Below are 26,018 nucleotides of genomic sequence, written 5' to 3' on the forward strand. Positions count from 1 at the left end.
TTCGGCGAGGAAGGGGGCGCGCCTGACCGACTGTGGCCTCATATCATTAAGGTTCGGTTTTCTTGACCGTAGTTCAAGGTAATTCTGATCAATTCTTGCCTTTCGCGGCATCAATTTCCGTTTTGTGAAGAATTTGAGCCGCACATGCGGGTCATTCCGGCAACGTCATCAGAATTTGTCCTTGCGTGCCCTAATTTCGGCAAAAATCTCAGGGTCACCGGCATCGGCCATGCCAAGCCGGTTTTTTATTGCGGTTATGTGGCTGCGCAGGAACGGATTTGTGGCCAGTTCTTCGCGCAAAGTGGAGGGAACGGTGGGGCGGCCGGCACTGCGCGCGGCACCAATCGCGTCATGACGCAAGATAAGGTCAGGATTGTCGGGTTCAATGGTCAGCGCGAATTTGGCGTTGGCTTCGGTATATTCATGGCCGGAAAAGACGTTGGTCTCGGGCGGCAGCGCGGCCAGGCGGCCCAGACTTTCGAACATCTGGAGGGCGGTGCCTTCAAACAGCCGCCCGCAGCCAAGCGCCATCAGGCTGTCAGCGGTGAAAACGGCGGCTGAGGCGGGGAAATGAAAGGCGACATGGCCGATGGTGTGGCCCGAGACATCCATCATGGTGCCGGCCTCGACACCGATGGTCACGGCGTCGCCGGGGTTGAGCGCATGGGTCAGCGGCGGCAGGCGTTCGGCATCGGCCCGATTGCCCCAGATCGCAATGTCGTTTGCGGTGATCAGGTCGTCGACGCCGCTGATATGGTCCCAGTGGTGATGCGTGATCAGGATATCGCTCAGCGTCCAGCCGCGCGCCGCCAATGCGGCCCGTATCGGCGCCGCCTCGGGCACATCGACCACCCCGGTCGCGCCGGTTTGGGCATCATGGAGCAAAAAGGCGTAATTGTCGGACAGGCAGGGGATTGTCACAATCTCAAGGGGCATGGATTAATCCTTTCGGCGTGCTTAGCTTGACCAGAACCGTCGCCCAAACCTGAAAGGGTTGCAATGCATCTCGATGTGCTGGACCTGCGCCAGTTCTATTACCGGACCCGGCTTGGCCGCATCGCGCAGAAATCGGTGCGCGATCAGGTGGTGGCGTTCTGGCCCGAAGCGCGCGGCGAGGTGATGGTGGGGTTCGGCTTTGCCGCGCCGCTGATGCGGCCCTATCTGGGGCAGGCAGCGCGGGTGCTGGCCTTGATGCCGGGCGCGCAGGGGGTGATGCCCTGGCCACCGGGCGGGGCCAATGTCTCGGTTCTGTGCCACGAATCCAAATGGCCGTTATCGGCGGGCATGGCGGATAAGCTGATCTGCATGCACGGGCTGGAAACCACGCCACACCCGTCATCTGTGCTGGAGGAATGCTACCGGGTGCTGGCCCCGGGCGGTCGGGCGCTGTTCATCGTGCCGAACCGGGGCGGGCTGTGGGCGCGGCGCGACGGCACGCCGTTCGGCTTCGGCAGGCCCTATACGCTTGGTCAGCTCGAGGCGCAGCTGCGCAGCCACGGGTTCGAGCCCGGACGCCACCGGGCCGCCCTGTTCGCCCCGCCAAGCCATGCAGCGTTCTGGTTGCGCAGTGCCGAGCTGGTGGAGCGCATGGGCCGCAAGATGTCGAATTATTACGCCGGCGGCGTGATCTTGCTGGAGGCCAGCAAGCAGACCTATGCGCCGACCCGGCCTGGCCTGGCTGAACGTGTGCGCCGCCCGCTGCGCATTCTGGATGCCGCCCCGCGCCCGGCGAATCGCAATTTGGGATAGTTTCGGCATGCAAATCTGCGCCATGGCCGGCCGTGCTCTGTGACCTGGGAGTTATCCACAGAAAAGTTCAGTGTTTTTGTCAGCTTCAAAGCGTCGCAGGGTGCGGGATTGCGCTGCGCCCCTTAAGAATCGGCCCTGTTGCCGGAAAATCGAGCCTGCCCGTTTGTGTTGCAGGTCTAAGACACCTCTGCTACATCCTGCGCGATTTCTATGGGCGGGGGACAAGTTCCGCTCTCAACGACAAAACTGCCGGGCATGCTTTGCGCATGAACCCGGCCTCAATATCGGAAGGGTGGACGTGTCCGAACCAGCTTCGATTTCATCCGGCATAGCGTTGCGTTATGCCACGGCGGTTTTTGACCTCGCGCAGGAGGAAAATGCCCTGCCTGCGCTGGAGGGCGATCTTGGCATGCTGGAATCTGCCATGGCCGATAGCGCCGACCTGCGCGATCTGCTGAATTCCCCGATCTATTCCCGCGCCGATATGCAGGCCGGTATCAGTGCCGTTGCCAGCGCGATGGGCCTGGGGCCGATCCTGGGCAACACGCTGAAGCTGATGGCCACCAAGCGCCGCCTCTTTGTGGTGCCCGCGCTGATGGCCAAGCTGCGCGACCTGATTGCCGATCATAAAGGCGAGATTGTCGCCGATGTGACTTCGGCCAAGGCCCTGACGAAAACCCAATCCGACAAGCTGGCGAAAACGCTGGCCGCCGCGATTGGCAAGCAAGTGAAACTGAATGCGACCGTTGATGAGGGTATCATCGGCGGTCTTGTCGTTAAGGTGGGCTCGAAGATGATCGACACGTCGATCCGCTCCAAGCTCAACTCTCTCCAGAACACCATGAAAGAGGTCGGATAAATGAGTATCCAAGCAGCCGAGATCTCTGCGATCCTGAAAGAGCAGATCAAAAGCTTTGGTCAGGACGCGGAAGTTGCCGAAGTTGGCCGTGTGCTGAGCGTGGGCGACGGTATTGCCCGCGTTTACGGTCTGGACAACTGCCAGGCCGGTGAAATGGTCGAATTTCCCGGTGGCATCATGGGCATGGCCCTGAACCTGGAAAGCGACAATGTGGGTGTCGTGATTTTCGGCTCTGACCGGGACATCAAGGAAGGTGACATCGTCAAGCGCACCAATTCCATCGTCGATGTGCCGGCGGGCAATGGCCTGCTGGGCCGCGTGGTCGATGGTCTGGGCAATCCGATTGACGGCAAAGGCCCGATCGAGGCCTCTGAGCGCCGCGTGGCCGATGTGAAGGCCCCCGGTATCATCCCGCGCAAATCGGTGCATGAACCGATGGCGACCGGGTTGAAATCGGTCGATGCCATGATCCCGATCGGCCGGGGCCAGCGCGAGCTGATCATCGGTGACCGCCAGACCGGCAAGACCGCGGTGGCGCTGGACACGATCCTGAACCAGAAATCCTATAATGAGGCCGCCGGCGATGACGAGAGCAAGAAGCTCTACTGCATCTATGTGGCGATCGGCCAGAAGCGGTCCACCGTGGCGCAGCTGGTCAAGAAGCTGGAAGAAAGCGGCGCGCTGGAATATTCCATCATTGTGGCAGCCACCGCATCGGACCCCGCGCCGTTGCAGTTCCTGGCCCCCTATGCCGCCACCGCGATGGCCGAGTTCTTCCGCGACAATGGCCGCCATGCGCTGATCATCTATGATGACCTTTCCAAACAGGCCGTGTCCTATCGCCAGATGTCGCTGCTGCTGCGCCGTCCGCCGGGGCGTGAAGCCTATCCGGGCGATGTTTTCTATCTGCACTCGCGTCTGCTGGAACGGTCCGCGAAACTGAACGAGGATCACGGCTCCGGGTCGCTGACCGCGCTGCCGATCATCGAAACCCAAGGCGGCGACGTGTCGGCCTTTATCCCGACCAACGTGATCTCGATCACCGACGGCCAGATCTTCCTGGAAACCGAGCTGTTCTATCAGGGCATCCGCCCGGCCGTGAACACCGGTCTTTCGGTATCCCGGGTTGGGTCATCGGCCCAGACCAAGGCGATGTCTTCTGTTGCTGGCCCGGTGAAGCTGAGCCTTGCGCAATACCGTGAAATGGCGGCATTCGCACAGTTCGGATCCGATCTTGATGCGTCAACACAACGTCTGCTGGCCCGTGGTGCCCGCCTGACCGAACTGATGAAGCAGGCGCAGTATTCGCCGCTGACCAACGCCGAGATCGTTTGCGTCATCTATGCAGGGACCAATGGTTACCTTGATAATGTCGATGTAAAAGAGGTTGGCCGGTTTGAGGCTGGCCTGCTGTCGCATCTGCGTGGCAAGAACCAGGATCTGCTGGATGACATCACCAATAACGACCGCAAGGTCAAAGGTGAGCTTGAGGACAAGATCAAGGCAGCCCTCAACGATTACGCCGCCGATTTCGCATAAGGGGGCTTAGGCAATGCCAAACCTCAAGGTTCTAAAAAATCGGATCGCGTCGGTCAAATCGACCCGCAAGATCACCAAGGCGATGCAGATGGTCGCTGCCGCAAAACTGCGCCGTGCGCAGGAAGCGGCAGAGGCCGGGCGCCCTTATGCCGAACGTATGCTGGCCGTCATGGGCGGCTTGGCGGCATCTGTCGGAAATTCGCCAGATGCGCCGCGCCTTCTGGTAGGCTCGGGCGCGGATCAGACCCATCTTCTGGTGGTGATGACCTCTGAACGCGGCCTGTGTGGCGGCTTCAATTCGTCCATCGTGCGCCTGGTGCGCACCCGGATCACCGAATTGCAGGGCGCGGGCAAGACCGTCAAGCTGCTGACCGTGGGCAAAAAGGGCCGCGAACAGCTGAAGCGGGAATATGAAGACCTGATGGTTGCGCATGTCGATCTGACCGAGGTCAAGCGGGTGGGCTACGCCAATGCCGCCGAAATAGCGGGCGATATCCTGAAACGCTTTGACGCCGGTGAATTCGACGTGGCCACGATCTTCTTCAGCCGCTTTCAGTCGGTGATCAGCCAGATTCCGACGGCAACGCAGATCATTCCGGCGGTGTTCGAGGAAGGCGCTGACGCGGCCTCCACGCTGTATGATTATGAACCCTCGGAAGAGGCCATATTGGAAGACCTGCTGCCGCGTGGTGTGGCAACGCAGATCTTCTCGGCGCTTCTGGAAAATGGTGCCTCTGAACAGGGCGCACGGATGTCGGCGATGGATAACGCCACGCGCAACGCGGGCGACATGATCGACAAACTGACGATCAAATACAACCGCTCGCGTCAGGCTGTCATCACCAACGAGCTGATCGAAATTATCTCGGGCGCAGAAGCGCTCTAAGAACCGGAGACTTAACGACATGGCAAATGCAGTCGGAAAAATCACGCAGGTCATCGGCGCCGTCGTTGACGTGCAGTTTGAAGATGAACTGCCCAAGATCCTCAACGCGCTGACCACGGAAAACAACGGCAGGCCGCTGGTTCTGGAAGTGGCGCAGCATCTGGGCGAAAACACCGTGCGCACCATTGCGATGGACGCCACCGAAGGTCTGGTGCGCGGGGCCACCGTGACCGACCAGGGCGGGCCGATTTCGATGCCCGTGGGCACCGCCACCCTTGGCCGCATCCTGAATGTGGTCGGTGACCCGGTGGACGAAAAAGGCGATGTCGGCGCAACCGAGCGTCGCGCCATTCATGGCGACGCCCCGGCTTTTGACGAACAATCCACCGAAACCGAGATCCTGACCACCGGTATCAAGGTGATCGACCTGCTGGCCCCCTATACCAAAGGCGGCAAGATCGGTCTTTTCGGCGGTGCCGGTGTGGGCAAGACAGTTCTGATCATGGAACTGATCAACAACATCGCCAAGGTGCATTCGGGCGTGTCGGTGTTTGCCGGTGTTGGGGAACGGACCCGTGAGGGCAACGACCTCTATCACGAGATGATCGAATCCGGCGTTATCGTTCCCGATAACCTGCCTGAATCGAAAATCGCGCTGGTCTATGGCCAGATGAACGAGCCTCCGGGGGCACGTATGCGGGTGGCCCTGTCCGGTCTGACGCTGGCCGAACAGTTCCGTGACGATACCGGGTCGGACGTGTTGTTCTTTGTCGACAACATCTTCCGCTTCACGCAGGCCGGGTCGGAAGTGTCCGCGCTGTTGGGCCGTATCCCCTCTGCCGTGGGCTACCAGCCGACGCTGGCCACCGATATGGGTGCGATGCAGGAACGGATTTCCTCGACCAAATCAGGCTCCATCACGTCCGTGCAGGCCGTCTATGTGCCGGCCGATGACTTGACCGACCCCGCGCCGGCCACGTCCTTTGCCCACCTTGATGCGACCACGGTTCTGGATCGTGCCATTTCGGAAAAAGGCATCTACCCGGCTGTGGATCCGCTTGGATCGACCTCGCGGCTGCTGGATCCGCTGATCATCGGCGAAGAGCATTACAAGGTTGCCACCGACGTGCAGCAGGTGCTTCAGCGCTATAAATCCCTGCAGGACATCATCGCCATTCTGGGCATGGATGAACTCAGCGAGGATGACAAACTGGCCGTGACCCGCGCCCGCAAGATCGAGCGGTTCCTCAGCCAGCCCTTCGATGTCGCCAAGGTCTTTACCGGTTTTGACGGTGTGCAGGTTCCGCTGGACGAAACCATCGCGTCGTTCAAGGCCGTGGTTGCCGGCGAATATGACCACCTTCCCGAAGCGGCCTTCTACATGGTCGGCGGCATCGACGACGTGATCGCAAAAGCCGAACGCCTGGCCGCAGAAGCCGCCTGAGGAGGGCCCGATGGCAGATAATATGCAATTCGACCTCGTATCCCCGGAAAAGCGGCTGGCGTCTTTCACCGCCACCGCGGTGCAGATACCGGGGGCCGATGGCGATATGACGGCGATGCCGGGCCACAGCCCGGTGATCGCGGCCCTGCGCCCCGGTGTGGTCCGGGTGCAGTCGACTGAGGGTGACAAATCCTATGTGGTTACGGCAGGATTTGTCGAAATCACCGACGCCTCGGTCTCGGTGATCGCCGAACGCGCCCATGCCGGGGATGAGATCACCAAGGATGATCTGACATCGGTGCTGGAAGAGGCCCGCGCGGCGGCATCGGGTGCCGAAGCGGCGCAAAGGGATGTGGCCGAGAAATTCGTCTCGGACCTGGTTCAGCTGATGCAGGACATGGAATAGGCCCATTCCGTCAGGATCCGACACCGATAGCGCCCCGCCAGATCATCTGGCGGGGCGCTATCACCTGCAACATGGTCGAATATTTCCCTATTGCAGCCGCAATCATTTCGCAGATTATGACGCGAACGGATGTGATGACTGAATGAAACGCCTGAGAAACAACCTGATCGGCATCGCCCAGGGCAGCGAGGTGATGTTCGAGGATTATGACACCGGTGGTGACATGTGGACCGGCACCGGCCCGCGTGAGGCCTGGCATCAGGTGCGTTTCAGCGACAAATACAGCACCCCGCCGATGGTCCATGTTTCCCTGTCGATGTGGGATATGGATATCAGCACCAATCACCGGATTGATCTGCGCGCCCGCAATGTGCGCCGTGACGGGTTTGAACTGGTGCTCACCACCTGGGAAGACAGCAAGATCGCCCGCGTGCGCGCCGACTGGATGGCGATCGGAGAGTTGCTGCACGAGGATGACTGGGATTTGTATTGAGGCGACGCGCCAAATTTTCCGCCTGTGACAATAGCGACATTTCACAAACCGCCCAATCATACCAAAATCGACAATGCGGCCCCGCATCACGACTGCCGGAACCTGGCAGTTTCCGCGGACCGCTCTTGTTCATCAGGAGAGGCTCAGAATATGTCCAGCCAACGGAAAACCCACCTGTGGATTGCGGCCATTGTCGCGATTGTGTTCGGTGTCTTAACAGTCATTTCAGGAGGCCGCGTGTTGTTTGCGGGCGCAGAGGCGCGCGCCGCAGCCGGCGATGCCGTTCCCTTCGTCCTGTGGTTCAATTTCTTCGCCGGTATTGCCTATGTCCTGGCGGGAATTGGGCTGATCGCGCGTCGCGCATGGGCGGCAGGGCTGTCTATTGCCATATTGGTTACGACCGCCGCTGTCTTTGTCGCCTTCGGCGTCGTCGTGTTTCAGGGCGGGGCCTATGAGATGCGCACAGTCGGCGCGATGGTGCTGCGCATAGCCGTTTGGATCTGGATCACCATGGTGGCGTTTAAACACCGGCCAATCGAGGCCTGAATTTATGCGACCTTGACCCGGCGAAATCAGGCAAGATCCCCGCAAACGGCACATCACCCCCGCGAATACATGCCCTCATAGATCGGTGCCAGCGTCTCACCTTGAAACAGCGACGACACGGATGTGCCATTCCATGTGTTCAGGATCGCCTGCGCGAACATCGGGGCCATCGGAACGATGCGGATATTGGGAGCGGCGAGCGTTTCCGACGTGGCCTCGATCGAATCGGTGATCACCAGCGACTTCATCACCGAATTGGTGATCCGCTCGACCGCCGGGCCCGACATCACGCCATGGGTGATATAGGCGTGCACCTCGGAGGCACCCTGCGCCATCAGCACTTCGGCGGCCTTGCACAGCGTCCCGGCGGTGTCGATCATGTCATCGACAATGATGCATTTCTTGCCGGCGACATTACCGATGATGGTCATCTCGGCAATCTCGCCGGCTTTCTCGCGGCGCTTGTCGACGATGGAGAGCGGTGCGTTGATCCGTTTGGCCAGTTCGCGGGCGCGCGCCACACCGCCGACATCGGGCGAGATCACCATGATATCGTCGGTCGCACCCTGGAAATGATGCAGGATATCCAGCGCAAAGACCGGCGAGGCATAGAGGTTATCAACCGGAATATCGAAAAAACCCTGAATCTGGGTAGCGTGCAGATCCATCGTCAGCACCCGTTCGATGCCCGCCCGCACGATCATGTTGGCCACCAGCTTGGCCGAAATGGGCGTGCGCGCCTTGGTGCGGCGGTCCTGGCGCGCATATCCGAAATAGGGGATCACGGCGGTGATGCGCGCCGCCGACGACCGGCGCAGCGCATCGGCCATGATCAGCAGTTCCATCAGATTGTCATTGGCCGGGTTCGACGTGCTTTGAATGATGAACATGTCCTCGCCGCGGACGTTTTCATAGACCTCGACAAAGATCTCCTGATCGTTGAAGCGTTCCACGCGCGCATCGACCAGACTGACGGACATGCCCCGGTGCAGGGTCATGCGGCGGGCAATGGCCTCGGCCAGGGGGCGGTTGGCATTGCCGGAAATCAGCTTGGGGTCGGTCGCGGGCATGGGCAGGGTTTCCTCAAGGCAGCGCTGGTGAAACGTTGACACCCCCTAGCATCCGGCTACCGTTCGGGAAAGTCCAAACGGGAGGTCAAATTGGCCCATATCGACATCTATTTCACGCCGCTGTCGCCCTATAGCTATCTGACCGGGCAGCGGGTTCCCGAGATTGCCTCAAGCCACGGGGCAGACATCACCTATAAGCCGCTCGATCTTTTGGCGCTTTTTGCCCGCACCGGCGGCACCGCCCCCAATGAGCGGCATCCGGCGCGCCAGGCTTACCGGTTGCAGGATCTGCGCCGACAGGCGGCCAGGGCGGGGCTGCCGCTGAATGAGAAACCGATGTTTTTTCCGACCAATCCCGCGCCCGCCTCCTATGCGCTGATCACGGCGCAAAAGACCGGCGGCGGTGATCTGGGCGGGCTGGTCTTCGCGCTTGGCCGCGCGGTCTGGGCCGAAGAAAAGGACATCGCCCAGGATGAGGTGATCCGCGCCGCCCTGAGCGAGACCGGGTTTGATCCCGATCTGGCCGATAAGGGCATGTTGGCCGCGGCCGATGAATATGGCCATAATCTGGAAGATGCGGTCGCCGCGAATGTCTTTGGCGCGCCTTTCTTCGTGGTCGACGGGGCGGCGCATTTCTGGGGGCAGGACCGGCTGGAGGATCTGGATCTGTATCTGTCCGGCAAGCTGTGAGTGCTGCGGCCCGGCATTGGGGCGACGGTGCGCGCGACGTCCTGATGCTGCATTGTTCGCTGGCGCAGGGCGCGGCCTGGACAGGCGTGGCAAACGCGTTGCCCGGCGGCCTGAGACTGACAGCGCCCGATCTGGTGGGCCATGGGAAGGGGCCGGAATACGACCCCAGCCGTGATCTGCATGACCAATGTCTTGCGGCGGTGCTCCCCTGTCTGCCCCCGGGCCGCTTTGACGCCGTGGGCCACAGTTTCGGTGCCACGCTGGCGCTGCGGCTGGCCATCGAGATGCCCGACCGCATCCGCAGCCTGACCCTGATCGAGCCGGTTCTGTTCGCAGCCGCAAAGGGCAGTGGCACTTTCACCCCGCATCAGGACGCGGAAATGGGGCTTGGCATGGCCGTGACGCAACGGGATCGGGTCGCGGTCACCCGGCAGTTTCTCAAACTTTGGGGCAGCGGCGCGAATTTCGATGATCTGCCGGCGCATCAACAGGCCTATATGGCCGCCCGTATCCATCTGATTGATGCCGCCGCGCCGGCGCTGTTTGGTGACAGTGCGGCGCTGGTCCCGCGTCTTGGGCAGGTGGCGGCACCCACATTGCTGATGGCGGGCGGCGATTGCCCGCCGGTGATTGAAGCGATCCTCGGCCGGATGGAGCGGGACATGCCCGATACCACACGCTGCCAGATCCCCGGCGCGGGTCACATGGCCCCGATCACCCATCCCGCCCCGGTCGCAGATGCCATTGCGGGCCATCTGGCGCGTGTCAGCCCCTGAAATGTGCCAGCAAGGTTTGCACGCTGTCTGAAGTGCAGGACCAGTCACAGACGAACCGACAGCGGATCAACGCATCATCGGGGCCATCCAGGCTGCTGTCAGCGGGAAAGAGGTAATATTGCGCGCCTGCCTCCATCGCCCGGCGATGGGCTGCGCGCGGCAGGTGGGCAAAGACCATGTTTCCGGCCGGTTCCGCCTCGATTGTCGCGCCGGGCACATCGCGCAAACCGGCCACCAGTTCGGCGCAGCGCGCATTGGCGGCGCGGGCCAGCCGCAGCCACAACCCATCGCTGGCATAGGCCTCCATCTGCGCTGACAGGAAACGGAATTTCGAGGCCAGATGCGCGCCGCGCTTGCGTCGCAGCTCCAGCTCCCAGGATTTGGCCGGATCAAAGAAGATGATCGCCTCGACCCCGATACAGCCGTTCTTGGTGCCGCCAAAGCTGACCGCATCTATGCCGGCTTTCCAGCTCATCTCGGCCGGGGTGCAGTTCAGCGCGGCGCAGGCATTGGCAAACCGGGCCCCATCAAGATGGGTTTTCAGGCCAAAGGATTTGGCGATATCGGTGATGGCTCGAATTTCCTCCAGCGAATAGATCGTCCCGATCTCGGTGATATTGGTGATGCTGACGGGGCCGCATTGCACCCCCCTGACGCCGCGGTCAGCCGTCAGCATGATGGCCTCGCGCAGGGCGGCGGGGTCGATCTTGCCGTCCGGGCCATCAATCAGGGTCAGTTTGGCCCCGCCGGAATAGAACTCCGGCGCGCCGCATTCATCCTCTTCGGCATGGGCAATCCGGTGCACGAATATCGCGTCCCAGGGATTGGCGAGGGCGGCCAAAGCGACGGCATTGGCGGCGGTGCCGGTCGAGATCAGATGCACCGCCGCCTCGGGTGCTTCGAACAGATCGCGCAGTTTCTGCACCGCGCCATCGGTGAACGCATCCGCGCCATAGGGCATGTGGTGGCCCTGATTGGCACGCAAAACCGCCGCCATGATCTCGGGCGCGGCGGGGCCCATATTGTCGGATGCAAACATCATATGCCCGGTTCCTCTATGATATAATCTTCCCAGTCTTCCTCTGGCACTTCGAATTCGGGCACCGAAAGCCCGCGCACCGAGACACCGGCCTGGTGCACGCTTTCGGGATCGCCCGAGACCAGCGGGTGCCAGTGATAAAGCGGCTTGCCCTCATGCAGCAGCCGGTAGGCGCAGGTTTCGGGCATGAAATAGGCGACATCGGCCATGGTGTCTGGCGTCAGTTGAATGCATTCGGGCACCAGCATCTTGCGGATGTCATATTGCCCGCAGCGGCAGGTCTGGTCATCCAGCAACCGGCAGGCCACACAGGTCAGCGCGACCTCTGCGGTCGCCTCATCCTCCAGCTTGTTCAGGCAACATTTGCCGCAGCCATCGCATAGCGCCTCCCATTCTTGGCCGGTCAGTTTCGAAAGCGGAAAGCGTCGCCAGAAATCGGGCCTCATGGCAGAGCCTTCAGAATGGCGCGGGCCTGTTCGCTATCGGCATCCATCTGCGTGACCAGCTGCTCCAGCCCGTCGAATTTCAACTCGGGTCGCAAATATTCGACCAGCGCGATTGACAGATCGCAGCCGTAAAGATCGCCCGAGAAATCAAACAGAAAGGTTTCCAGATTGGGCGCATCGCCATTGAACATCGGCCGCACACCAAGCGAGGCCACGCCATGATAATGGCCGGGATGGGTGCCGTTGAGCACATCGACCAGCACCGCGTAGACGCCAAGTTTGGGCAAATGCAGCCCATCAAGCCTCATATTGGCGGTGGGGTATCCCAATTGCCGGCCGCGTTTTTCGCCATGCACCACCGGGCCTTCGATCCGGTGCCAGTGGCCCAACATGGCGGCGGCGTCGCGGGGGTGGCCCTCGCTCAAGGCGCGCCGGATATTGGTCGAGGATATCGCGCCCAGATCGCCATGCAGGATGGGCACGATATCGACCGCAAATCCCAGATCGCGGCCCAGATCGCTCAGCATTGCCACGGTTCCCTTGCGGCCCTTTCCGAAACAGAAATCAGCGCCGACGATAACCCGCTTCAAACCCAGACCGCCGGCCAGCACATCGCGCGCGAAATCTTCGGCACTCAGCCCCGAAAGGGCCGCGTTGAAGGGCAGTTCATACAGGATATCAACCCCCAGTTTTTGCAGCCGGTGGGCCCGCGCCTCGGCATTCATCAGCCGGAAAGGCGGGGTGCCGGAGGCAAAAAACTCGCGTGGATGCGGCTCGAATGTCAGCAGCCCAAGCGGCAGCCCATCGACGCGGGCGCGGTCGATCACATACTGATGGCCCAGATGCACACCGTCGAAATTCCCGATGGCGGCTGACGCGCCCCGGTCTTCTGGCAAAGCATATTGATAGTCGCGCAGGATTCTCATGGCCCCGAATTATCCGGCACTTTCGGCAAGGGCAACTCTGCCTGTTCATCTTGGCGAAAATACCTCGGGGGGTTGGCATTGTTGCGCCATTGGTCCGAGCGAAAATGGCGACGGGCTGGCCCCCACCCGGATCGGCGCGCCAAAGGCGCGGCGAAATCGCCTTGCAATAACTTACCCGGTCAATCGAATTTCCGCGACGGGGCCAACACGATGGCCTCACCGCGCAGCACCGGCTTGCCTTCGATGGTGCACTCTGTCGCCATCGCCACCCGGCGCCTGCCGATATCCATCTCGGTCACCGTCACTTCCGCGCGCACCATATCGCCGGGGCGCACGGGGGCCAGAAATTTCAGTGTCTGGCCCAGATAGACCGTGCCATGGCCGGGCAATTGCTCGCCGATCACGGCCGAGATCAACCCCGCCGTCAGCATGCCATGCGCAATGCGCCCCTCAAAGATCGTGTCCTGCGCATAGGCGTCATCCAGATGCACCGGGTTGTGATCGGTGGATATTTCGGCAAAAAGTTCGATATCCCGATCCGTCACTTCTTTCAGAAGATGCCGGGTCATGCCGATCTCGATATCTTCGATACAGATCGTGCCACGGGGGAAGTTATCGAGCATATCCGGAATCCTGTCAGCCATGTGCCGAAATGATAACGGATATTGATGAATGCTGCAATGCAGAAGTAATTAAAAATCCCCACTCGCATCCATATCGAAACTATATTGCTTTGCTACCGTAGATATCCGATGGAATAGGTCGCAGCAATCTGTGCCTCATCCAGATAGGCGCGCAGTTTTTCCGAATCCGGGTCCCGCCCGGTGCCGGTGCCGGTCTCGGTGCGTGCCAGCCCGCCGGTGATGAAAAGCGTATCTGTCGCATCGCCAAGCGCGCCCAGAATATCGGTGCGGATGCCATCGCCAACGGCCAGCACCCGGTCCGGGTCCGGATCGACGCCGATCTGGGCCAGGCGCATTCGGGCCAGCTCGTAGATGGGCGCGTGCGGTTTGCCGAAATAGAGGCTCTCGCCGCCCATTTCGGTATAAAGCGCCGCCAAAGCGCCGGCGCACCATTCACGGGTTTCGCCCCGATCGACAACGATATCGGGATTGGCGCAGAGCAATTTCAGCCCGCGCGCCTTGGCAACCAGAAATTGCGGCCGCAGCACGGACGGGTCGGCCCTTGGATCGAAGGGGCCGGTGCAGACGATCCCCTCGGCCTCCTCCAGCGCCACCTTGGTGATCTCGGGTTCTGAGCCCACGATCTGCATCGGGGCAAAAAATCCGTGATCGGAAGGATCACCGACAAACCACACCTTGCGGCCGACCAGCCCGCGCAGCATCGCGGCCCGCGCGCTGTCGCCCGATGAGGCGATGATATCCCAGCAATCGCGCGGCACGCCGATTTCCTCCAATTGCTGTTCGACCTGCGCCCGCGGGCGTGGCGAATTGGTCAAAAGCAACACCGTGCCGCCGCGCGCCTTGAAGCCGCGCAATGCCGCAACCGCCTCTGTGAAAGGCGTGTAGCCGTCATGCAGGCAGCCCCAGAGATCGCAGTAAAGCACATCGTAGCGGTCGGAGATGTCAGCGAGCGAACGGATAATCTGAGTCATGGTTCGACCTCTTCGGGAAAAGCTTGGATTTCCTTAGAGGGCCGCGCGCGGATTGGAAAGGAAGCTTGGGGGTTCCACCCCCAAACCCCCGGAGGTATTTTCGCCAAGATGAAGGGGGAAGCTGTTTTCTTCCCCCCTCATATTGCGCCTCAGAGCGAGATGCGGAACCGTGCAAAGCCGTCGGGGCCGTCGCCCGCAGGCTCGATCGACACGCCGGGCACGCTATCTGCATAGGGTGCAGCCGCCGGGCCGGTATCGAACAGCACCGAGGTTCCGGGCAGCGGCGCGAAGGACCAGTTGGCATCGGCGGCAGGGTTGATGCTTCCCTGTTCCACGATATAGCGCACGATCACGTCGCGGTTGGTGTCGGGGCCTTCAAAGATCACCGTTTCGGGCGATGCGCCGGGGAAAGACCCGCCGCCGCCGGCGCGGTAATTGTTTGTGGCGACGATGAACTGCATGTCCGGGGTCACCGGCGCGCCATTGTAAGTGAGGTTGACGATGCGGCTGGCCTCCGGGTTCAGCGGCTCGCCCCGTGTGGTGAACCGCGATGGCTGGCTCAGGTCGATCTGGTATTGCACGCCGTCGATCACGTCAAAATTATAGGACGGGAAATCATTGTTCAGCAGCACCTGATCGGCCTCACCCGGGGTGATCTGGTTGAAGATACCGGCAGAGCGTTCCAGCCAGCCCTGCAATTCCTCGCCTGTGATCAGCACCGCGCGCACGGTGTTGGGGTAGAGGTAGAGATCGGCCACATTGCGGATCGCCACATCGCCCACCGGCACATCGGTGTAATAGGACGGCCCGCCCCGGCCACCGGCCTTGAAGGGGGCGGCGGCCGACAGGATCGGCAGGCCCTCATATTCGGTGCCCGCCATCATCTGCTCAATATACCACATCTGGGCAATCGACACGATCTGCACCGATGGATCATCGGCCACCAGCGCGAAATAGCTGTGCAGCGGGGCCTCGGTCCGGCCGACGGCGCGCCGGACATAGGCCAGGGTTGCCTCATGCTCGGCCTGTGCGGCGGCCTCGACCGAGGCCACGCTATCGACCAGCGGCGTGATCGAGCGGTCTTCGTTGCGCATCGAAATCGGCCGCGCTTCGCTTTCATGGGCCACGATCCGCCAGGTGCCGCCGTCATTTTCCAGCATCAGGTCGATCAGGCCCATATGCGAGCCCCAGAACCCGGCCATGGTGGCCGGTTTGCCCATGATCGTGCCGGCCTCAGTATCGACGCCGGCCGTTTCGGCATAGTTGGGTCCGGGGAACACGCGGTGGTGGTGGCCGGTCAGGATGGCATCAATGCCGTCCACGGCGGCCAGCGGGATCGAGGCGTTTTCCTGGCCGTCGATATGATCGGCCTCGCCAATGCCGGAATGGCTGAGCGCGATGATCAGATCGGCGCCGTCCTCGCGCATTTGCGGCACATAGGCGCGCGCGGTATCGACGATGTCACGGGTCTGGACGTTGCCCTCCAGATGGCGGCGGTCCCAGTTCATGATCTGTGGCGGCACGAACCCGATCAGCCCGATGCGGATGTCATGGGCCACACCGGCACCATCGGTGACCTGATGATCGATGATCACATAGGGCGGCAGCAGGGTGGTGTCGTCACGCGGGGAGGCCCCCATTTCGCGCACCACATTGGCCGAGACCACCGGGAAATTGGCCCCCGCGACCGAGTTCAGCAAAAAGCTCAGCCCATAGTTGAATTCGTGATTGCCAAGGGTCGAGGCCTGATAGCCGAGCGTGTTCATCGCATTGATGATGGGGTGGGTGTCGCCCTCGGCCATGCCGCGCTCATAGGCGATGTAATCACCCATCGGGTTGCCTTGCAGGAAATCGCCATTGTCGATCAGCATCGAATTGGTGCTTTCATCGCGCACCGCCTGAATCAGCGTCGCGGTGCGCGACAGGCCCAGGGTATCTACGGGGCGGTCGCCATAATAATCATAGGGGAAGACATGCACATGCAGATCGGTGGTTTCCATGATCCGCAGATGCGCCTGACCGGCCTGCGCATTGGCCGAGAACGGGTGCAAGGCGATGAAGCTGGCGCTGCCTGCCAGAAACGCGCGGCGGTCGATGATGAATGCCATGGGGGAACCCTCCTGATCGTATCATATTATTGATATGCGGGATCATGCCCGATTTTGACCAATTGGTCAGTGATTCCTTCTGAGGCTTGCCTGGATCAGCGCAGGGCAGGGCGATATGGGGCCACGCATATGCCAAGAGGCAGCCCCAGGGCCGCCCCTTTGACAGGTTGAAATCTGGTGGCGCGGGGGTCAGAGTGTCAGGTTGGGGATGATCTGTTTCTTGCGGCTCACGACACCGGGCAAAACCACGCTGTCGGCGTCGCCGCAGGCAGTGGCAAAGCTGGCCTCGGCCACTTGTTTGGTAAACGCATTCGGGATCAGCATGGTGCTTTGCTCATTCAGAATGTCGACAACAAACAGCAGCACCTGATCGACGCCATCTTCCTGGGCGACCGTGGCCATGGCCTGCATTAGACCGGGTTTGCGCGCAAGAACCGTGTCGGGCGAGGTGGTTTCCAGAACCGAGACACGGAATTTGGTGCCTTGGACGGTAAATTCCTTGCTGTCCATCCGCAAAAGCTCGGCATCTGAGAAACGCGAGATATCGGATTTTGCGGCGAACATCTCGGCCGCGTAGGCAGTGACGTCGATGCCCAGATCGGCGGCCAGTGTGGCCACCACGTCGCGGTCGGCATCGGTGGTGGTGGGGGAGCGAAATTCCAGCGTGTCGGAAATAATGCAGGACAGCATCGCGCCCTTGATTGCCTCGGGCATCCTGGCGGCGTCATCGCCCATCAGGTCATGCATGATGGTCGCGGTGCAGGCGACGGGGCGGATGGTGATCTCGATCGGGCCTTTGGTTTCCAGCCCGCCGACCAGTTTGTGATGGTCGATGATGGCCTGAATATCGGCACCATTGATGCCTGCGGGCAGTTCGGCCGGGTTATTGGTGTCGACGATGACGACCGGCGTTCCCTCGGCCACATCGGCGATGATCTCGGGCTTGTCCAGGTTCCAGCGTTCCAGCACGAATGCGGCTTCGGTATTGGGTTCGCCCAACAGCCTGGCCTGGGCCTCGACGCCCTTCACCTCGTTCAGATACCAGGCCCAGATAAGCGGTGACCCGGTGGAATCGGTGTCGGGGGATTTGTGGCCGAAAACGAGTGTGGTCATGGGTTTGGGTTCCGTCATGCATGTGCGAAATTCGCCGCCCTTATAGGCGTGTCATGCACCATTGTCATGGGGCGTTTTCGCGCGGCCCGGGTTGCGCCCGCTGCACGGATCGGCACGAATGCGACGCAAATAGTTTTGCCGCCGCTTGTTGACTCGCACCGGTGCCCCGCTTATCTACCGTTCGTTAGCACTCGGTGACCCTGAGTGACAACAAGGGAAAAACACGAATCGAAGGAGAGTTCGACAGATGGCATTTGCACCTCTGCATGACCGGGTTTTGGTCGAGCGCATTGAAAGCGACGACACAACCTCAGGCGGCCTGATCATCCCCGACAGCGCCAAAGAAAAACCGGCTGAAGGCCTGGTTGTGGCTGTCGGCGCTGGCGCCAAGGACGATGACGGCGACCGTATCGCGATGGATGTTGCACAAGGCGACAAGATCCTGTTCGGCAAATGGTCCGGCACTGAAGTGACCGTTGACGGCAAGGAACTGCTGATCATGAAGGAAAGCGACATTCTCGGGATCATCTCCTGAGCCGCCACTTTCCACTTGGCGGGGTAACCCCCGCCCCACGAAAACCAGATATTCAAGGAGCAAGCTGATATGGCTGCTAAGGACGTCAAATTTGACACCGATGCCCGCAACCGCATGCTGAAAGGCGTGAACATTCTCGCCGACGCGGTTAAAGTCACCCTCGGCCCCAAAGGCCGCAACGTGATCCTCGACAAATCCTTCGGGTCCCCGCGCATCACCAAAGACGGTGTGACGGTAGCCAAGGAAATCGAGCTGGAAGATAAGTTCGAAAACATGGGCGCGCAAATGGTGAAAGAGGTTGCCTCTCGCACCAATGACGAGGCCGGCGACGGCACCACCACCGCCACCGTTCTGGCCCAGGCCATCGTGCGTGAAGGCCTGAAACAGGTTGCCGCCGGTCTGAACCCGATGGATCTGAAACGCGGTATCGACACGGCCGTGACCCATGTCATCGCATCGATCAAGGCATCTTCGCGCGAAGTTGCCGACAGCGATGAAGTTGCCCAGGTCGGCACCATCTCTGCCAATGGCGAAGCCGAAATCGGCCGTCAGATCGCCGATGCGATGCAGAAGGTCGGCAATGACGGCGTGATCACCGTCGAAGAGAACAAGGGCCTCGAGACCGAGACCGAAGTTGTCGAAGGCATGCAGTTCGATCGCGGCTACCTGAGCCCCTATTTTGTCACCAACCCGGACAAGATGGTTGCAGATCTCGAAGACTGCATGATCCTGCTGCACGAGAAGAAACTCTCGTCGCTGCAATCCATGGTTCCGCTGCTCGAATCCGTGATCCAGTCGCAAAAGCCGCTGCTGATCATCTCGGAAGATGTCGAAGGCGAAGCGCTGGCGACCCTCGTGGTCAACAAACTGCGCGGCGGCCTGAAAATCGCGGCCGTCAAAGCCCCTGGTTTCGGCGATCGTCGCAAGGCCATGTTGCAGGATATCGCCATTCTGACCGGTGGTCAGGTGATCTCCGAAGATCTGGGCATGAAGCTGGAAAATGTCACCATGGACATGCTCGGCTCGGCCAAGAAGGTCTCCATCACCAAGGACGAGACGACCATCGTCGACGGTGGCGGTGAGAAAGCTGAAATCGAATCGCGTGTGGCCCAGATCCGTCTGCAAATCGAGGAAACCACCTCGGATTATGACCGCGAAAAGCTGCAGGAACGGGTTGCCAAACTGGCCGGCGGCGTTGCCGTCATCCGCGTTGGCGGCATGACCGAGATCGAAGTGAAAGAGCGCAAAGACCGTGTTGACGACGCCCTGAACTCGACCCGTGCGGCCGTGCAGGAAGGTATCGTTGTTGGCGGTGGCGTGTCTCTGATCCAGGGCGCGAAAGCGCTGGCTGGCGTCACCGGCGCCAATTCCGACCAGAATGCCGGGATCGCCATCGTGCGCCGGGCGCTGGAAGCACCGCTGCGTCAGATTGCCGAAAACGCCGGTGTTGACGGTGCCGTGGTTGCGGGCAAGGTTCGCGAAAGCGACGATGTGACCTTTGGCTTCAACGCGCAGACCGAAGAATATGGCGACATGTTCAAATTCGGCGTGATTGACCCGGCCAAAGTGGTGCGCACCGCGCTGGAAGATGCGGCCTCGATTGCCTCGCTTCTGATCACCACCGAGGCCATGGTCGCCGACAAGCCCACCAAGGAAGGCGCAGGCGCCGGTGGCGGCGGCATGCCCGACATGGGCGGCATGGGCGGCATGATGTAAATTCAAACCTGCGGGTTTGAATTGTAGCGCAGCAGAGCTTTGGCCTCTTGGGGCCGGACAACGCGCGCAACATCGCTGAACTGACAAAAAGAGGGGCTGCCATCCGGTGGCCCCTCTTTTTTGCGTAAACGGCAGCCCGCGGCGCAGTTTGACTTCGATCAATGACGGATTTCCCGGACTGCCTTACGAAACACAGGTTCCCAATGGGCAGAATTCGCCCTGTCCCGAAACAATCACCAATATGGGAAGGTGCCATGGCATTCATCCAGGATTTCGCTTCACATTCGCAACGCGTGCAAAAAATGGCCGGAACGATTGGCGTCGATCTCGGCCAGGCGGTATTGGCGGGCAGGCTGCGGAATTTCCCGATCAGCGACATCGTGTTCCGGTGCAGCAGATGCCCCGAGCACCGCGCCTGCGAAACCTGGCTGGATGCGCATGAAACCGGTGCCGCTGACACGCCCGCCTATTGCCGAAACAAGGTCGTGCTGAAGTCGCTGCAAGCCTGAAAGCGGCCCGCGGCTGACAGCCTGGTCGCGCCAGCATTCGGTTGCGGGGCTTTTCTTTCCTGTTCCGACCGGGCAGGAACGGGTCATGAATTTGCCTCCGCTCTCATTCACTGGTGCCAGGGTTCTGCGCCCGGGCGGGTTCTGCGCGGCCCCGCTTGGTGTGGCTGATGGCCTGATTTCCGACGCGAAGGGACGCCAGATTGACCTGTCCGGTTTCGTCATTCTGCCCGGCATCGTCGATCCGCATGGCGACGGGTTTGAACGGCATCTGGCCCCGCGCCGGGGGGCCGCCACCGATCTGGGGCAGGGCTTGCGCGCGGTCGAGGCCGAACTTGCCGCCAATGGCATCACCACGGCCATGCTGGCCCAGTTCTGGAGCTGGGAGGGCGGCATGCGCAGCCCCGATTTCGCGGCGGCGCTTTGCACGGCGCTGGCGGGCCATGACGCGCGCGCCGATCTGCGGCTGCAATTGCGACTGGAGCTGGGGTGTTTCGAGCAGTTTGACGCGGCGCTGGCCCTGATCGAGCGGCACCAGATCGGTTATGTCGTGTTCAATGATCATCTGCCGCACCGGCAATTGGCGTCGGGCAAGCGCGTGCCGCGTCTGGAAGGGCAGGCGCTGAAATCGGGCCGGTCGCCCTCTGCCCATCTGGCGCTGCTCAACCGGCTGCATGATCAGATCTGGACCGCCCGCGCCCGGCTGCCCGAACCATGCGCGGCGCTGTCGGCGCGGGGCGTCATCCTTGGCAGCCATGATGATGATAGCGGCTCTGGACGTTCCTTTTGGCGGGGCCTGGGCGCGAAGATCGCGGAATTTCCGGTCACGGCTGAGGCCGCAAGCGCGGCGCAAATGGCCGGCGACCCGATCATCCTGGGCGCCCCCAATGTGATGCGCGGCGGCAGCCATTCCAAAGGCATCAATGCGCGTGATTTTCTGGCACCGGGCAGCGCGGTCGCGCTGGCATCGGATTATCACTATCCGGCCCCTTTGGGAGCCATGCGCAGGCTGGTTGCCGACGGGTGGGATCTGGCGCAGGCCTGGCCGCTGGTCTCGGCCCGACCGGCTCGGATCCTGGGCCTGGAGGATCGCGGCGAGATCAGCCCCGGCAAACGCGCCGATCTGGTGATCCTTGATCCCGGTCTGGCCCAGGTGCAGGCCACTATCGCGGGCGGGCAGCTGACCTATCTTGCCGGCCCCATCGCCACCCGGTTTCTGGCATGAACGGCCCGCGCCTGGCCAGCCTCACGGTGCTGACGATGCTGGGTTTTGCCGCCAATTCGATCCTGAACCGGTTGGCGGTCAGCGCCGGTTTGATCGACCCGATCAGCTTTGCGGTGATCCGGGTTCTGTCGGGGGCGGCAATTCTGCTGCTGATCGTGCTGATCCGGCGGCGTGGGTTGCCGGTCTTTGCGCCGGGCCGGGTTGGCGGGGCGCTGTCGCTCAGCCTCTATCTGGTCGGATTTTCGATCGCCTATATTCAACTGGATGCCGGTCTGGGTGCGCTCATTCTGTTCGGCATGGTCCAGATCACCATGTTTGCCGGTGCCGTTGCGACGCGCGAGACCGTGACCCGCACGCGCTGGATCGGGGCGGCGGTGGCGCTGGCCGGGCTGGCCTGGTTGCTGTGGCCCGCAGGCGCGGTGCGGGTGCCGGGGGTCGGGGCGGGTGCCATGGGATTGGCGGGCATTGGATGGGGGCTTTATTCACTGATCGGGCGGCGCGCGGGCGACCCGCTGGCGGCGACGGCGGCCAATTTCGTGCTGGCCGCGCCAATCCTTGTAGCGGTGGCGCTGCTATTGCCGGTGCAGGCGGATGCCACCCCGATCAGCGCGCCGGGAGTAGCGCTGGCGGTGCTGTGCGGGGCGGTGACATCGGGGCTTGGCTATGCGTTGTGGTATAGCGTTCTGCCACGGCTTGCGGCCTCGGTTGCGGGGCTGGTGCAGCTTTCGGTGCCGGTGATTGCGGTTCTGGGCGGCGCTGTATTGTTGGGCGAAGCGGCCGGTCTGCGCGTTCTGGGTGCCGGCGCGGTGGTTCTGGGCGGTATTGCCATCGGCCTCCTGGCCGGCGGTCAGCGCAAGATCGGCTCCAGCGGATCATAAAGCAGGCTTTGCCCCCAGGCGGCCTGGGCCAGGCTGTCGGGCTTGACCTTGATCGTGGCCATTTCGCCCCGCGAAAACAGGCGGCGGCGGGTCACGATGCCTTCTGGGTCGTTCCAGTTCTGGTCGATCCGGCCCGCGATCAGCGTGCAGCGGAAATAGAGATCGACCTGATGAAAACTGCCATTCGGGTCGTGAAACTCATTGATCAGACAGGGCGCGCCAACTGCGACGGTCAGCCCGGTTTCCTCGTGAAATTCGCGCGCCAGATTGTCCTGCAGCGACGCGCCGCGTTCGACCCCGCCGCCGGGCGCGCACCACAGCCCGCCGCGATGGCCGGGCCAGGCGTTGACCATAAGCAGCCGGTCGTCGATCAGAAGGAGGCCGCGGGCGGCAAGGCGGGGGCAGGGCATGGGGGGCGATGCTGCCGGGCCGGGGCCCGATATGCAAGCGGGGGTTGGCGTGGCGGGGTGAAAAGCCTAGATCGGGGGCATGATGATGCGATTGACCCTGTTTGCGGCGGCCTTTGGCGCGGCCCTGTTGCCCGGCGCTGCACGCGCCCAGGCGGATCGCGCCGAGTGCGTGATCCTGTTGCATGGGCTGGCGCGCACATCACTGTCGCTCTGGGTCATCGAGGAGGTGCTGGAGCGCGAAGGCTACCAGGTGGTGAACCGCGACTACCCCTCCACCCAGGCCCCGATCGAGGAGCTGGCCCCGGCGGCCCTGATCCCGGCCATAGAAGAATGCGGCGATCAGCGCATAAATTTCGTGACCCATTCGATGGGCGGCATTCTTCTGCGCTATTGGCTGGTGGAAAACCGGCCCGAAAACCTGGGCCGGGTGGTGATGCTTGCGCCGCCCAACCAGGGATCGGAACTGGTGGACCGGCTGAGCGAATTTGGCCCGTTTCAATGGGTCAATGGTCCGGCTGCAGAGGACCTGACGACCGAGGGCGGATCGCTTGTCAGCCAGCTGCCGCCGGTTGATTTCGAGCTTGGCGTGATCGCCGGCTATGCCACGCTCAACCCGATCACCTCGGCGCTGATCGACGGGGCCGATGATGGCAAAGTTTCGGTCGAGAGCACCCGGGTGGAGGGCATGGCTGATTTCATTGTGCTGCCGGTCAGCCATACTTTCATGATGAACAATCCGGTTGTGGTGGCCGAGGTCGTGGCCTTTCTGGAAAACGGGGCCTTTGATCATAGCCTGAGCCTTTTCGATGCCGCGGAGGCGCTGGTCCCCTGAGCCGGGAGCGGGCGACGTCAAGCCCCCTGCCGGGAGCCCTCCGCCGCCCGCATTGCCATGGCGGCCGGGCCGGGTCTGTGCGAAAATGCAGGCGCAGCTTTCGGTGTGCGGCGCGGTCATAGTGGGGGGCTCCCCCCACACCCCCCGAGGTATTTGTGCCAAGATGAATGGGGGCGGCGCGCGCGGGCGGGGCTTAGCCTGCGGGGCCGGTCACGCGGTTCAGGTGGCCCATCTTGCGGCCCGGGCGGACACCGGATTTGCCATAGAGATGGATCTGTGTGCCGGGCCGGGCGGCGGCCTCGGCCACGCGGGAGATATCGTCTCCGATCAGGTTTTCCATCACCACATTGGCATGCCGGGCCCCGTCGCCAAGCGGCCAGCCGGCGATGGCGCGGATATGTTGTTCGAATTGGTCAACGGCGGTGCCCGCCTGGGTCCAGTGGCCGGAATTGTGGACCCGCGGGGCAATTTCATTGACCACGAGGCCGGTGGGGGTCACGAATAGTTCCACCCCCAACACGCCGATATAGTCGAGCGCATTCAGGATACGCGCCGCCAGCAGCACGGCATCGCTGCGCAGGCTGGCCGGGATTGCGGCGGGCACCGTGGTGGTGGCGAGGATGCCCTGCCGGTGGATATTCTCGCCGGGATCATAGCAGGCGATCTGGCCCTCGCGCCCGCGCGCCGCGATGACCGAGATTTCGATACTGAAGTCGATGAACCCTTCCAGGATGGCCGGTGCCGCGTTGAGCGCGGCCAGCGCCCCGGCGGCCTCATCGGGTGCCATGATCCGGGCCTGGCCCTTGCCATCATAGCCGAAGCGGCGGGTTTTCAGGATGGCGGGGGTGCCGATGCGGGCAAGCGCGGCATCGAGATCGGTGGCGGTATCAATGGCGGCAAAGGGCGCGGTGGTCAGGCCCAGTTCGGTAAGGAACATCTTTTCGGTCAGCCGGTCCTGGCTCACCTCCAGCGCGCGGCGCGACGGGAACAGCGGGGTTGTGCCCGACAGCAGATCCAGCGCCGCGGCGGGGATGTTTTCAAATTCGAACGTGATCAGATCGACCGCGGCCGCAAATTCGGCCAGTGCTGTCAGATCATCATAGCCCGCCTGCGTCACATGCGCCGCGACATCGCCAGCGGGCGCGCTGCCCGGCTCGAATATATGGGTTTTATAGCCAAGCCGCGCCGCCGCCATCGCCAGCATGCGGCCAAGCTGGCCACCGCCGAGAATGCCGATGGTGCTGCCGGGGGCGAGCGGCTCAATCATCTTGCGGCTCCTCGGGGATGGAGGCCGACAAAGCGGCACGCCAGGCGTCCAGCCGGGTGGCCAGGCCAGGATCGGAGAGCGCCAGAATGCCCGCCGCCATCAGGCCGGCATTGCGGGCACCCGCCGCCCCGATGGCCATGGTTGCGACCGGATAGCCACGCGGCATCTGCAGGATGGAATAGAGGCTGTCGAGCCCCGAAAGCGCCTGCGTCTGCACCGGCACGCCGATCACCGGCACCCGGGTCTTGGACGCCATCATGCCGGGCAGATGGGCCGCCCCGCCAGCCCCGGCGATAATCACTTTCAGCCCACGCTCAATCGCCGTGCTGCCATAGCTCCACAGCCGATCCGGCGTGCGATGGGCCGATACGATCCGGGTCTCGAAGGGCAGGTCAAGTTCGCCCAGAACCTCTGCCGCCTCGCGCATCGTGGCCCAATCGGACTGGCTGCCCATGATGATGCCGACCTCGATCTTTGCCATTTGCCCAAGCCCCTCAGCCGGTTCAAGAAAGCGCGCACTATAGCCATGGCGCGCGGCTACGCAATGATATCCGGGGTCAGTTCATCCTCGATCCGGGCGATGCGGTCCTTGAGCGACAGTTTCTGCTTTTTCAGCCGCCGCAGCGTCAGCGGATCAGGGCGGGTGTGCTGCTCCAACGCCGAGATCGCATCATCGAGATCACGGTGTTCACGCATCAGCACGCGCAATTTCACGCGCAGCACATCCTCGTGGCTCATCTCGGCGGTCGTTTCCATATCTGCAGCTGGCCCCCCGGGGCGTGAGTCGGGCTATTGGCGAGACCGGACGATACCGGATTTGCCCTGCATGGCAAAGCGTTCAACGTCTTGCAGAGCAGCGAGGCCCCCCCCATATTACCAGCATTGGCCGCCAAAACGGGGCCGAGACCCGCAGATCGCTTGCCAAAGGATGTGCCTGATGACGA

The 26,018-nt window shown here is 62.1% G+C and carries 29 protein-coding genes; 16 read left to right on the forward strand and 13 right to left on the reverse strand.

Features of this window, described 5'->3' with window-relative positions:
* Window positions 1–168: 168 nt before the first annotated feature.
* Window positions 169–936 carry a hydroxyacylglutathione hydrolase gene (gene gloB / locus ACW8PS_RS11045; protein ID WP_491527458.1) on the reverse strand — a complete coding sequence of 256 codons (768 nt, stop codon included), beginning with the start codon at window positions 934–936 and terminating at the stop codon, window positions 169–171.
* A 63-nt stretch (window positions 937–999) separates the two neighbouring features.
* On the opposite strand from gloB, the gene ACW8PS_RS11050 reads away from it, so the two are divergent.
* From ACW8PS_RS11050 to ACW8PS_RS11085, 8 genes are all read left to right on the forward strand, one after another.
* Window positions 1,000–1,749 (forward strand): class I SAM-dependent methyltransferase, encoded by a 750-nt coding sequence (locus tag ACW8PS_RS11050; RefSeq protein WP_491527459.1) that lies wholly within the window; start codon window positions 1,000–1,002, stop codon window positions 1,747–1,749.
* A 298-nt stretch (window positions 1,750–2,047) separates the two neighbouring features.
* Window positions 2,048–2,608, forward strand: a complete 561-nt coding sequence (locus tag ACW8PS_RS11055) for a F0F1 ATP synthase subunit delta (protein ID WP_491527461.1) — start codon at window positions 2,048–2,050, stop codon at window positions 2,606–2,608.
* Window positions 2,609–4,147: a F0F1 ATP synthase subunit alpha gene (gene atpA, locus ACW8PS_RS11060; RefSeq protein WP_491527463.1), complete on the forward strand. Its 1,539-nt coding sequence runs from the start codon at window positions 2,609–2,611 to the stop codon at window positions 4,145–4,147.
* Window positions 4,148–4,160: 13 nt separating this feature from the next.
* Window positions 4,161–5,033 carry a F0F1 ATP synthase subunit gamma gene (locus tag ACW8PS_RS11065; RefSeq protein WP_491527464.1) on the forward strand — a complete coding sequence of 291 codons (873 nt, stop codon included), beginning with the start codon at window positions 4,161–4,163 and terminating at the stop codon, window positions 5,031–5,033.
* 19 nt (window positions 5,034–5,052) lie between these two features.
* The gene (gene atpD / locus ACW8PS_RS11070; protein ID WP_491527465.1) at window positions 5,053–6,477 is read left to right on the forward strand and encodes a F0F1 ATP synthase subunit beta; all 1,425 of its coding nucleotides are present in this window, start codon (window positions 5,053–5,055) and stop codon (window positions 6,475–6,477) included.
* Window positions 6,478–6,487: 10 nt separating this feature from the next.
* The gene (locus ACW8PS_RS11075; protein WP_491527466.1) at window positions 6,488–6,883 is read left to right on the forward strand and encodes a F0F1 ATP synthase subunit epsilon; all 396 of its coding nucleotides are present in this window, start codon (window positions 6,488–6,490) and stop codon (window positions 6,881–6,883) included.
* Window positions 6,884–7,025: 142 nt separating this feature from the next.
* Entirely contained in the window at window positions 7,026–7,376 is a 351-nt protein-coding gene (locus ACW8PS_RS11080) for an H-type lectin domain-containing protein (RefSeq protein WP_491527467.1), read from the forward strand.
* Window positions 7,377–7,400: 24 nt separating this feature from the next.
* Window positions 7,401–7,922, forward strand: coding sequence for a hypothetical protein (locus ACW8PS_RS11085; protein ID WP_491527468.1), 522 nt, complete (start codon window positions 7,401–7,403; stop codon window positions 7,920–7,922).
* Window positions 7,923–7,975: 53 nt separating this feature from the next.
* On the opposite strand, the gene ACW8PS_RS11090 is transcribed toward ACW8PS_RS11085, so the two are convergent.
* The gene (locus ACW8PS_RS11090; RefSeq protein ID WP_491527469.1) at window positions 7,976–8,992 is read right to left on the reverse strand and encodes a ribose-phosphate pyrophosphokinase; all 1,017 of its coding nucleotides are present in this window, start codon (window positions 8,990–8,992) and stop codon (window positions 7,976–7,978) included.
* A 90-nt stretch (window positions 8,993–9,082) separates the two neighbouring features.
* Between ACW8PS_RS11090 and ACW8PS_RS11095 the strand changes: the two genes are divergently transcribed.
* A complete protein-coding gene (locus tag ACW8PS_RS11095) occupies window positions 9,083–9,682 on the forward strand; it encodes a 2-hydroxychromene-2-carboxylate isomerase (protein ID WP_491527470.1) in 600 nt (199 codons plus the stop codon).
* Window positions 9,679–10,458, forward strand: coding sequence for an alpha/beta fold hydrolase (locus tag ACW8PS_RS11100; RefSeq protein ID WP_491527471.1), 780 nt, complete (start codon window positions 9,679–9,681; stop codon window positions 10,456–10,458). The genes ACW8PS_RS11095 and ACW8PS_RS11100 overlap by 4 nt, the downstream gene beginning before the upstream one ends.
* On the opposite strand, the gene ACW8PS_RS11105 is transcribed toward ACW8PS_RS11100, so the two are convergent.
* From ACW8PS_RS11105 to ACW8PS_RS11135, 7 genes are all read right to left on the reverse strand, one after another.
* Window positions 10,448–11,500 carry a threonine aldolase family protein gene (locus ACW8PS_RS11105; RefSeq protein ID WP_491527472.1) on the reverse strand — a complete coding sequence of 351 codons (1,053 nt, stop codon included), beginning with the start codon at window positions 11,498–11,500 and terminating at the stop codon, window positions 10,448–10,450. The two genes, ACW8PS_RS11100 and ACW8PS_RS11105, sit on opposite strands and share 11 nt — an antisense overlap.
* Entirely contained in the window at window positions 11,497–11,943 is a 447-nt protein-coding gene (locus ACW8PS_RS11110) for a YcgN family cysteine cluster protein (protein ID WP_491527473.1), read from the reverse strand. The genes ACW8PS_RS11105 and ACW8PS_RS11110 overlap by 4 nt, the downstream gene beginning before the upstream one ends.
* Complete coding sequence (locus ACW8PS_RS11115; RefSeq protein WP_491527474.1) at window positions 11,940–12,869, reverse strand: bifunctional riboflavin kinase/FAD synthetase; 930 nt, start codon at window positions 12,867–12,869, stop codon at window positions 11,940–11,942. Before ACW8PS_RS11115 ends, ACW8PS_RS11110 begins: the two co-directional genes overlap by 4 nt.
* 179 nt (window positions 12,870–13,048) lie before the next feature.
* Window positions 13,049–13,492, reverse strand: a complete 444-nt coding sequence (locus tag ACW8PS_RS11120) for a MaoC family dehydratase (protein WP_491527475.1) — start codon at window positions 13,490–13,492, stop codon at window positions 13,049–13,051.
* Between the two features lie 113 nt (window positions 13,493–13,605).
* Window positions 13,606–14,484 carry a TIGR01459 family HAD-type hydrolase gene (locus ACW8PS_RS11125; protein WP_491527476.1) on the reverse strand — a complete coding sequence of 293 codons (879 nt, stop codon included), beginning with the start codon at window positions 14,482–14,484 and terminating at the stop codon, window positions 13,606–13,608.
* Window positions 14,485–14,633: 149 nt separating this feature from the next.
* Window positions 14,634–16,592 (reverse strand): bifunctional 2',3'-cyclic-nucleotide 2'-phosphodiesterase/3'-nucleotidase, encoded by a 1,959-nt coding sequence (locus ACW8PS_RS11130; RefSeq protein WP_491527477.1) that lies wholly within the window; start codon window positions 16,590–16,592, stop codon window positions 14,634–14,636.
* 189 nt (window positions 16,593–16,781) lie between these two features.
* Complete coding sequence (locus ACW8PS_RS11135) at window positions 16,782–17,705, reverse strand: manganese-dependent inorganic pyrophosphatase (protein ID WP_491527479.1); 924 nt, start codon at window positions 17,703–17,705, stop codon at window positions 16,782–16,784.
* 247 nt (window positions 17,706–17,952) lie between these two features.
* Between ACW8PS_RS11135 and ACW8PS_RS11140 the strand changes: the two genes are divergently transcribed.
* The 5 genes from ACW8PS_RS11140 to ACW8PS_RS11160 all read left to right on the forward strand — a co-directional run bounded on the left by ACW8PS_RS11140 (window position 17,953) and on the right by ACW8PS_RS11160 (window position 22,565).
* Window positions 17,953–18,240: a co-chaperone GroES gene (locus tag ACW8PS_RS11140; RefSeq protein ID WP_491527480.1), complete on the forward strand. Its 288-nt coding sequence runs from the start codon at window positions 17,953–17,955 to the stop codon at window positions 18,238–18,240.
* 69 nt (window positions 18,241–18,309) lie between these two features.
* Window positions 18,310–19,956, forward strand: a complete 1,647-nt coding sequence (groL, locus tag ACW8PS_RS11145; RefSeq protein ID WP_491527481.1) for a chaperonin GroEL — start codon at window positions 18,310–18,312, stop codon at window positions 19,954–19,956.
* Between the two features lie 254 nt (window positions 19,957–20,210).
* On the forward strand, window positions 20,211–20,465 hold the full coding sequence (locus ACW8PS_RS11150; RefSeq protein ID WP_491527482.1) for a DUF6455 family protein: 255 nt from the start codon (window positions 20,211–20,213) through the stop codon (window positions 20,463–20,465).
* A gap of 85 nt (window positions 20,466–20,550) precedes the next feature.
* Window positions 20,551–21,687 carry an alpha-D-ribose 1-methylphosphonate 5-triphosphate diphosphatase gene (locus ACW8PS_RS11155; protein ID WP_491527483.1) on the forward strand — a complete coding sequence of 379 codons (1,137 nt, stop codon included), beginning with the start codon at window positions 20,551–20,553 and terminating at the stop codon, window positions 21,685–21,687.
* Window positions 21,684–22,565 carry a DMT family transporter gene (locus ACW8PS_RS11160; protein WP_491527484.1) on the forward strand — a complete coding sequence of 294 codons (882 nt, stop codon included), beginning with the start codon at window positions 21,684–21,686 and terminating at the stop codon, window positions 22,563–22,565. Before ACW8PS_RS11155 ends, ACW8PS_RS11160 begins: the two co-directional genes overlap by 4 nt.
* Here the strand turns inward: ACW8PS_RS11160 and ACW8PS_RS11165 are convergent.
* Window positions 22,535–22,975 (reverse strand): NUDIX domain-containing protein, encoded by a 441-nt coding sequence (locus tag ACW8PS_RS11165; protein WP_491527485.1) that lies wholly within the window; start codon window positions 22,973–22,975, stop codon window positions 22,535–22,537. The two genes, ACW8PS_RS11160 and ACW8PS_RS11165, sit on opposite strands and share 31 nt — an antisense overlap.
* A gap of 82 nt (window positions 22,976–23,057) precedes the next feature.
* Here ACW8PS_RS11165 and ACW8PS_RS11170 point away from each other — a divergent pair, with 82 nt between their 5' ends.
* A complete protein-coding gene (locus ACW8PS_RS11170; RefSeq protein WP_491527486.1) occupies window positions 23,058–23,807 on the forward strand; it encodes an alpha/beta fold hydrolase in 750 nt (249 codons plus the stop codon).
* A 193-nt stretch (window positions 23,808–24,000) separates the two neighbouring features.
* Here ACW8PS_RS11170 and ACW8PS_RS11175 read toward each other — a convergent pair whose 3' ends face one another.
* From ACW8PS_RS11175 to ACW8PS_RS11185, 3 genes are read right to left on the reverse strand one after another with little or no spacing between them, the layout of a single operon-like run.
* On the reverse strand, window positions 24,001–25,074 hold the full coding sequence (locus ACW8PS_RS11175) for a 5-(carboxyamino)imidazole ribonucleotide synthase (protein ID WP_491527488.1): 1,074 nt from the start codon (window positions 25,072–25,074) through the stop codon (window positions 24,001–24,003).
* Entirely contained in the window at window positions 25,067–25,555 is a 489-nt protein-coding gene (gene purE, locus ACW8PS_RS11180; RefSeq protein WP_491527489.1) for a 5-(carboxyamino)imidazole ribonucleotide mutase, read from the reverse strand. Before purE ends, ACW8PS_RS11175 begins: the two co-directional genes overlap by 8 nt.
* Before the next feature lie 56 nt (window positions 25,556–25,611).
* Entirely contained in the window at window positions 25,612–25,830 is a 219-nt protein-coding gene (locus tag ACW8PS_RS11185) for a YdcH family protein (RefSeq protein ID WP_491527490.1), read from the reverse strand.
* Window positions 25,831–26,018 lie beyond the last annotated feature (188 nt).

It is taken from the genome of Alterinioella sp. (assembly GCF_058343375.1).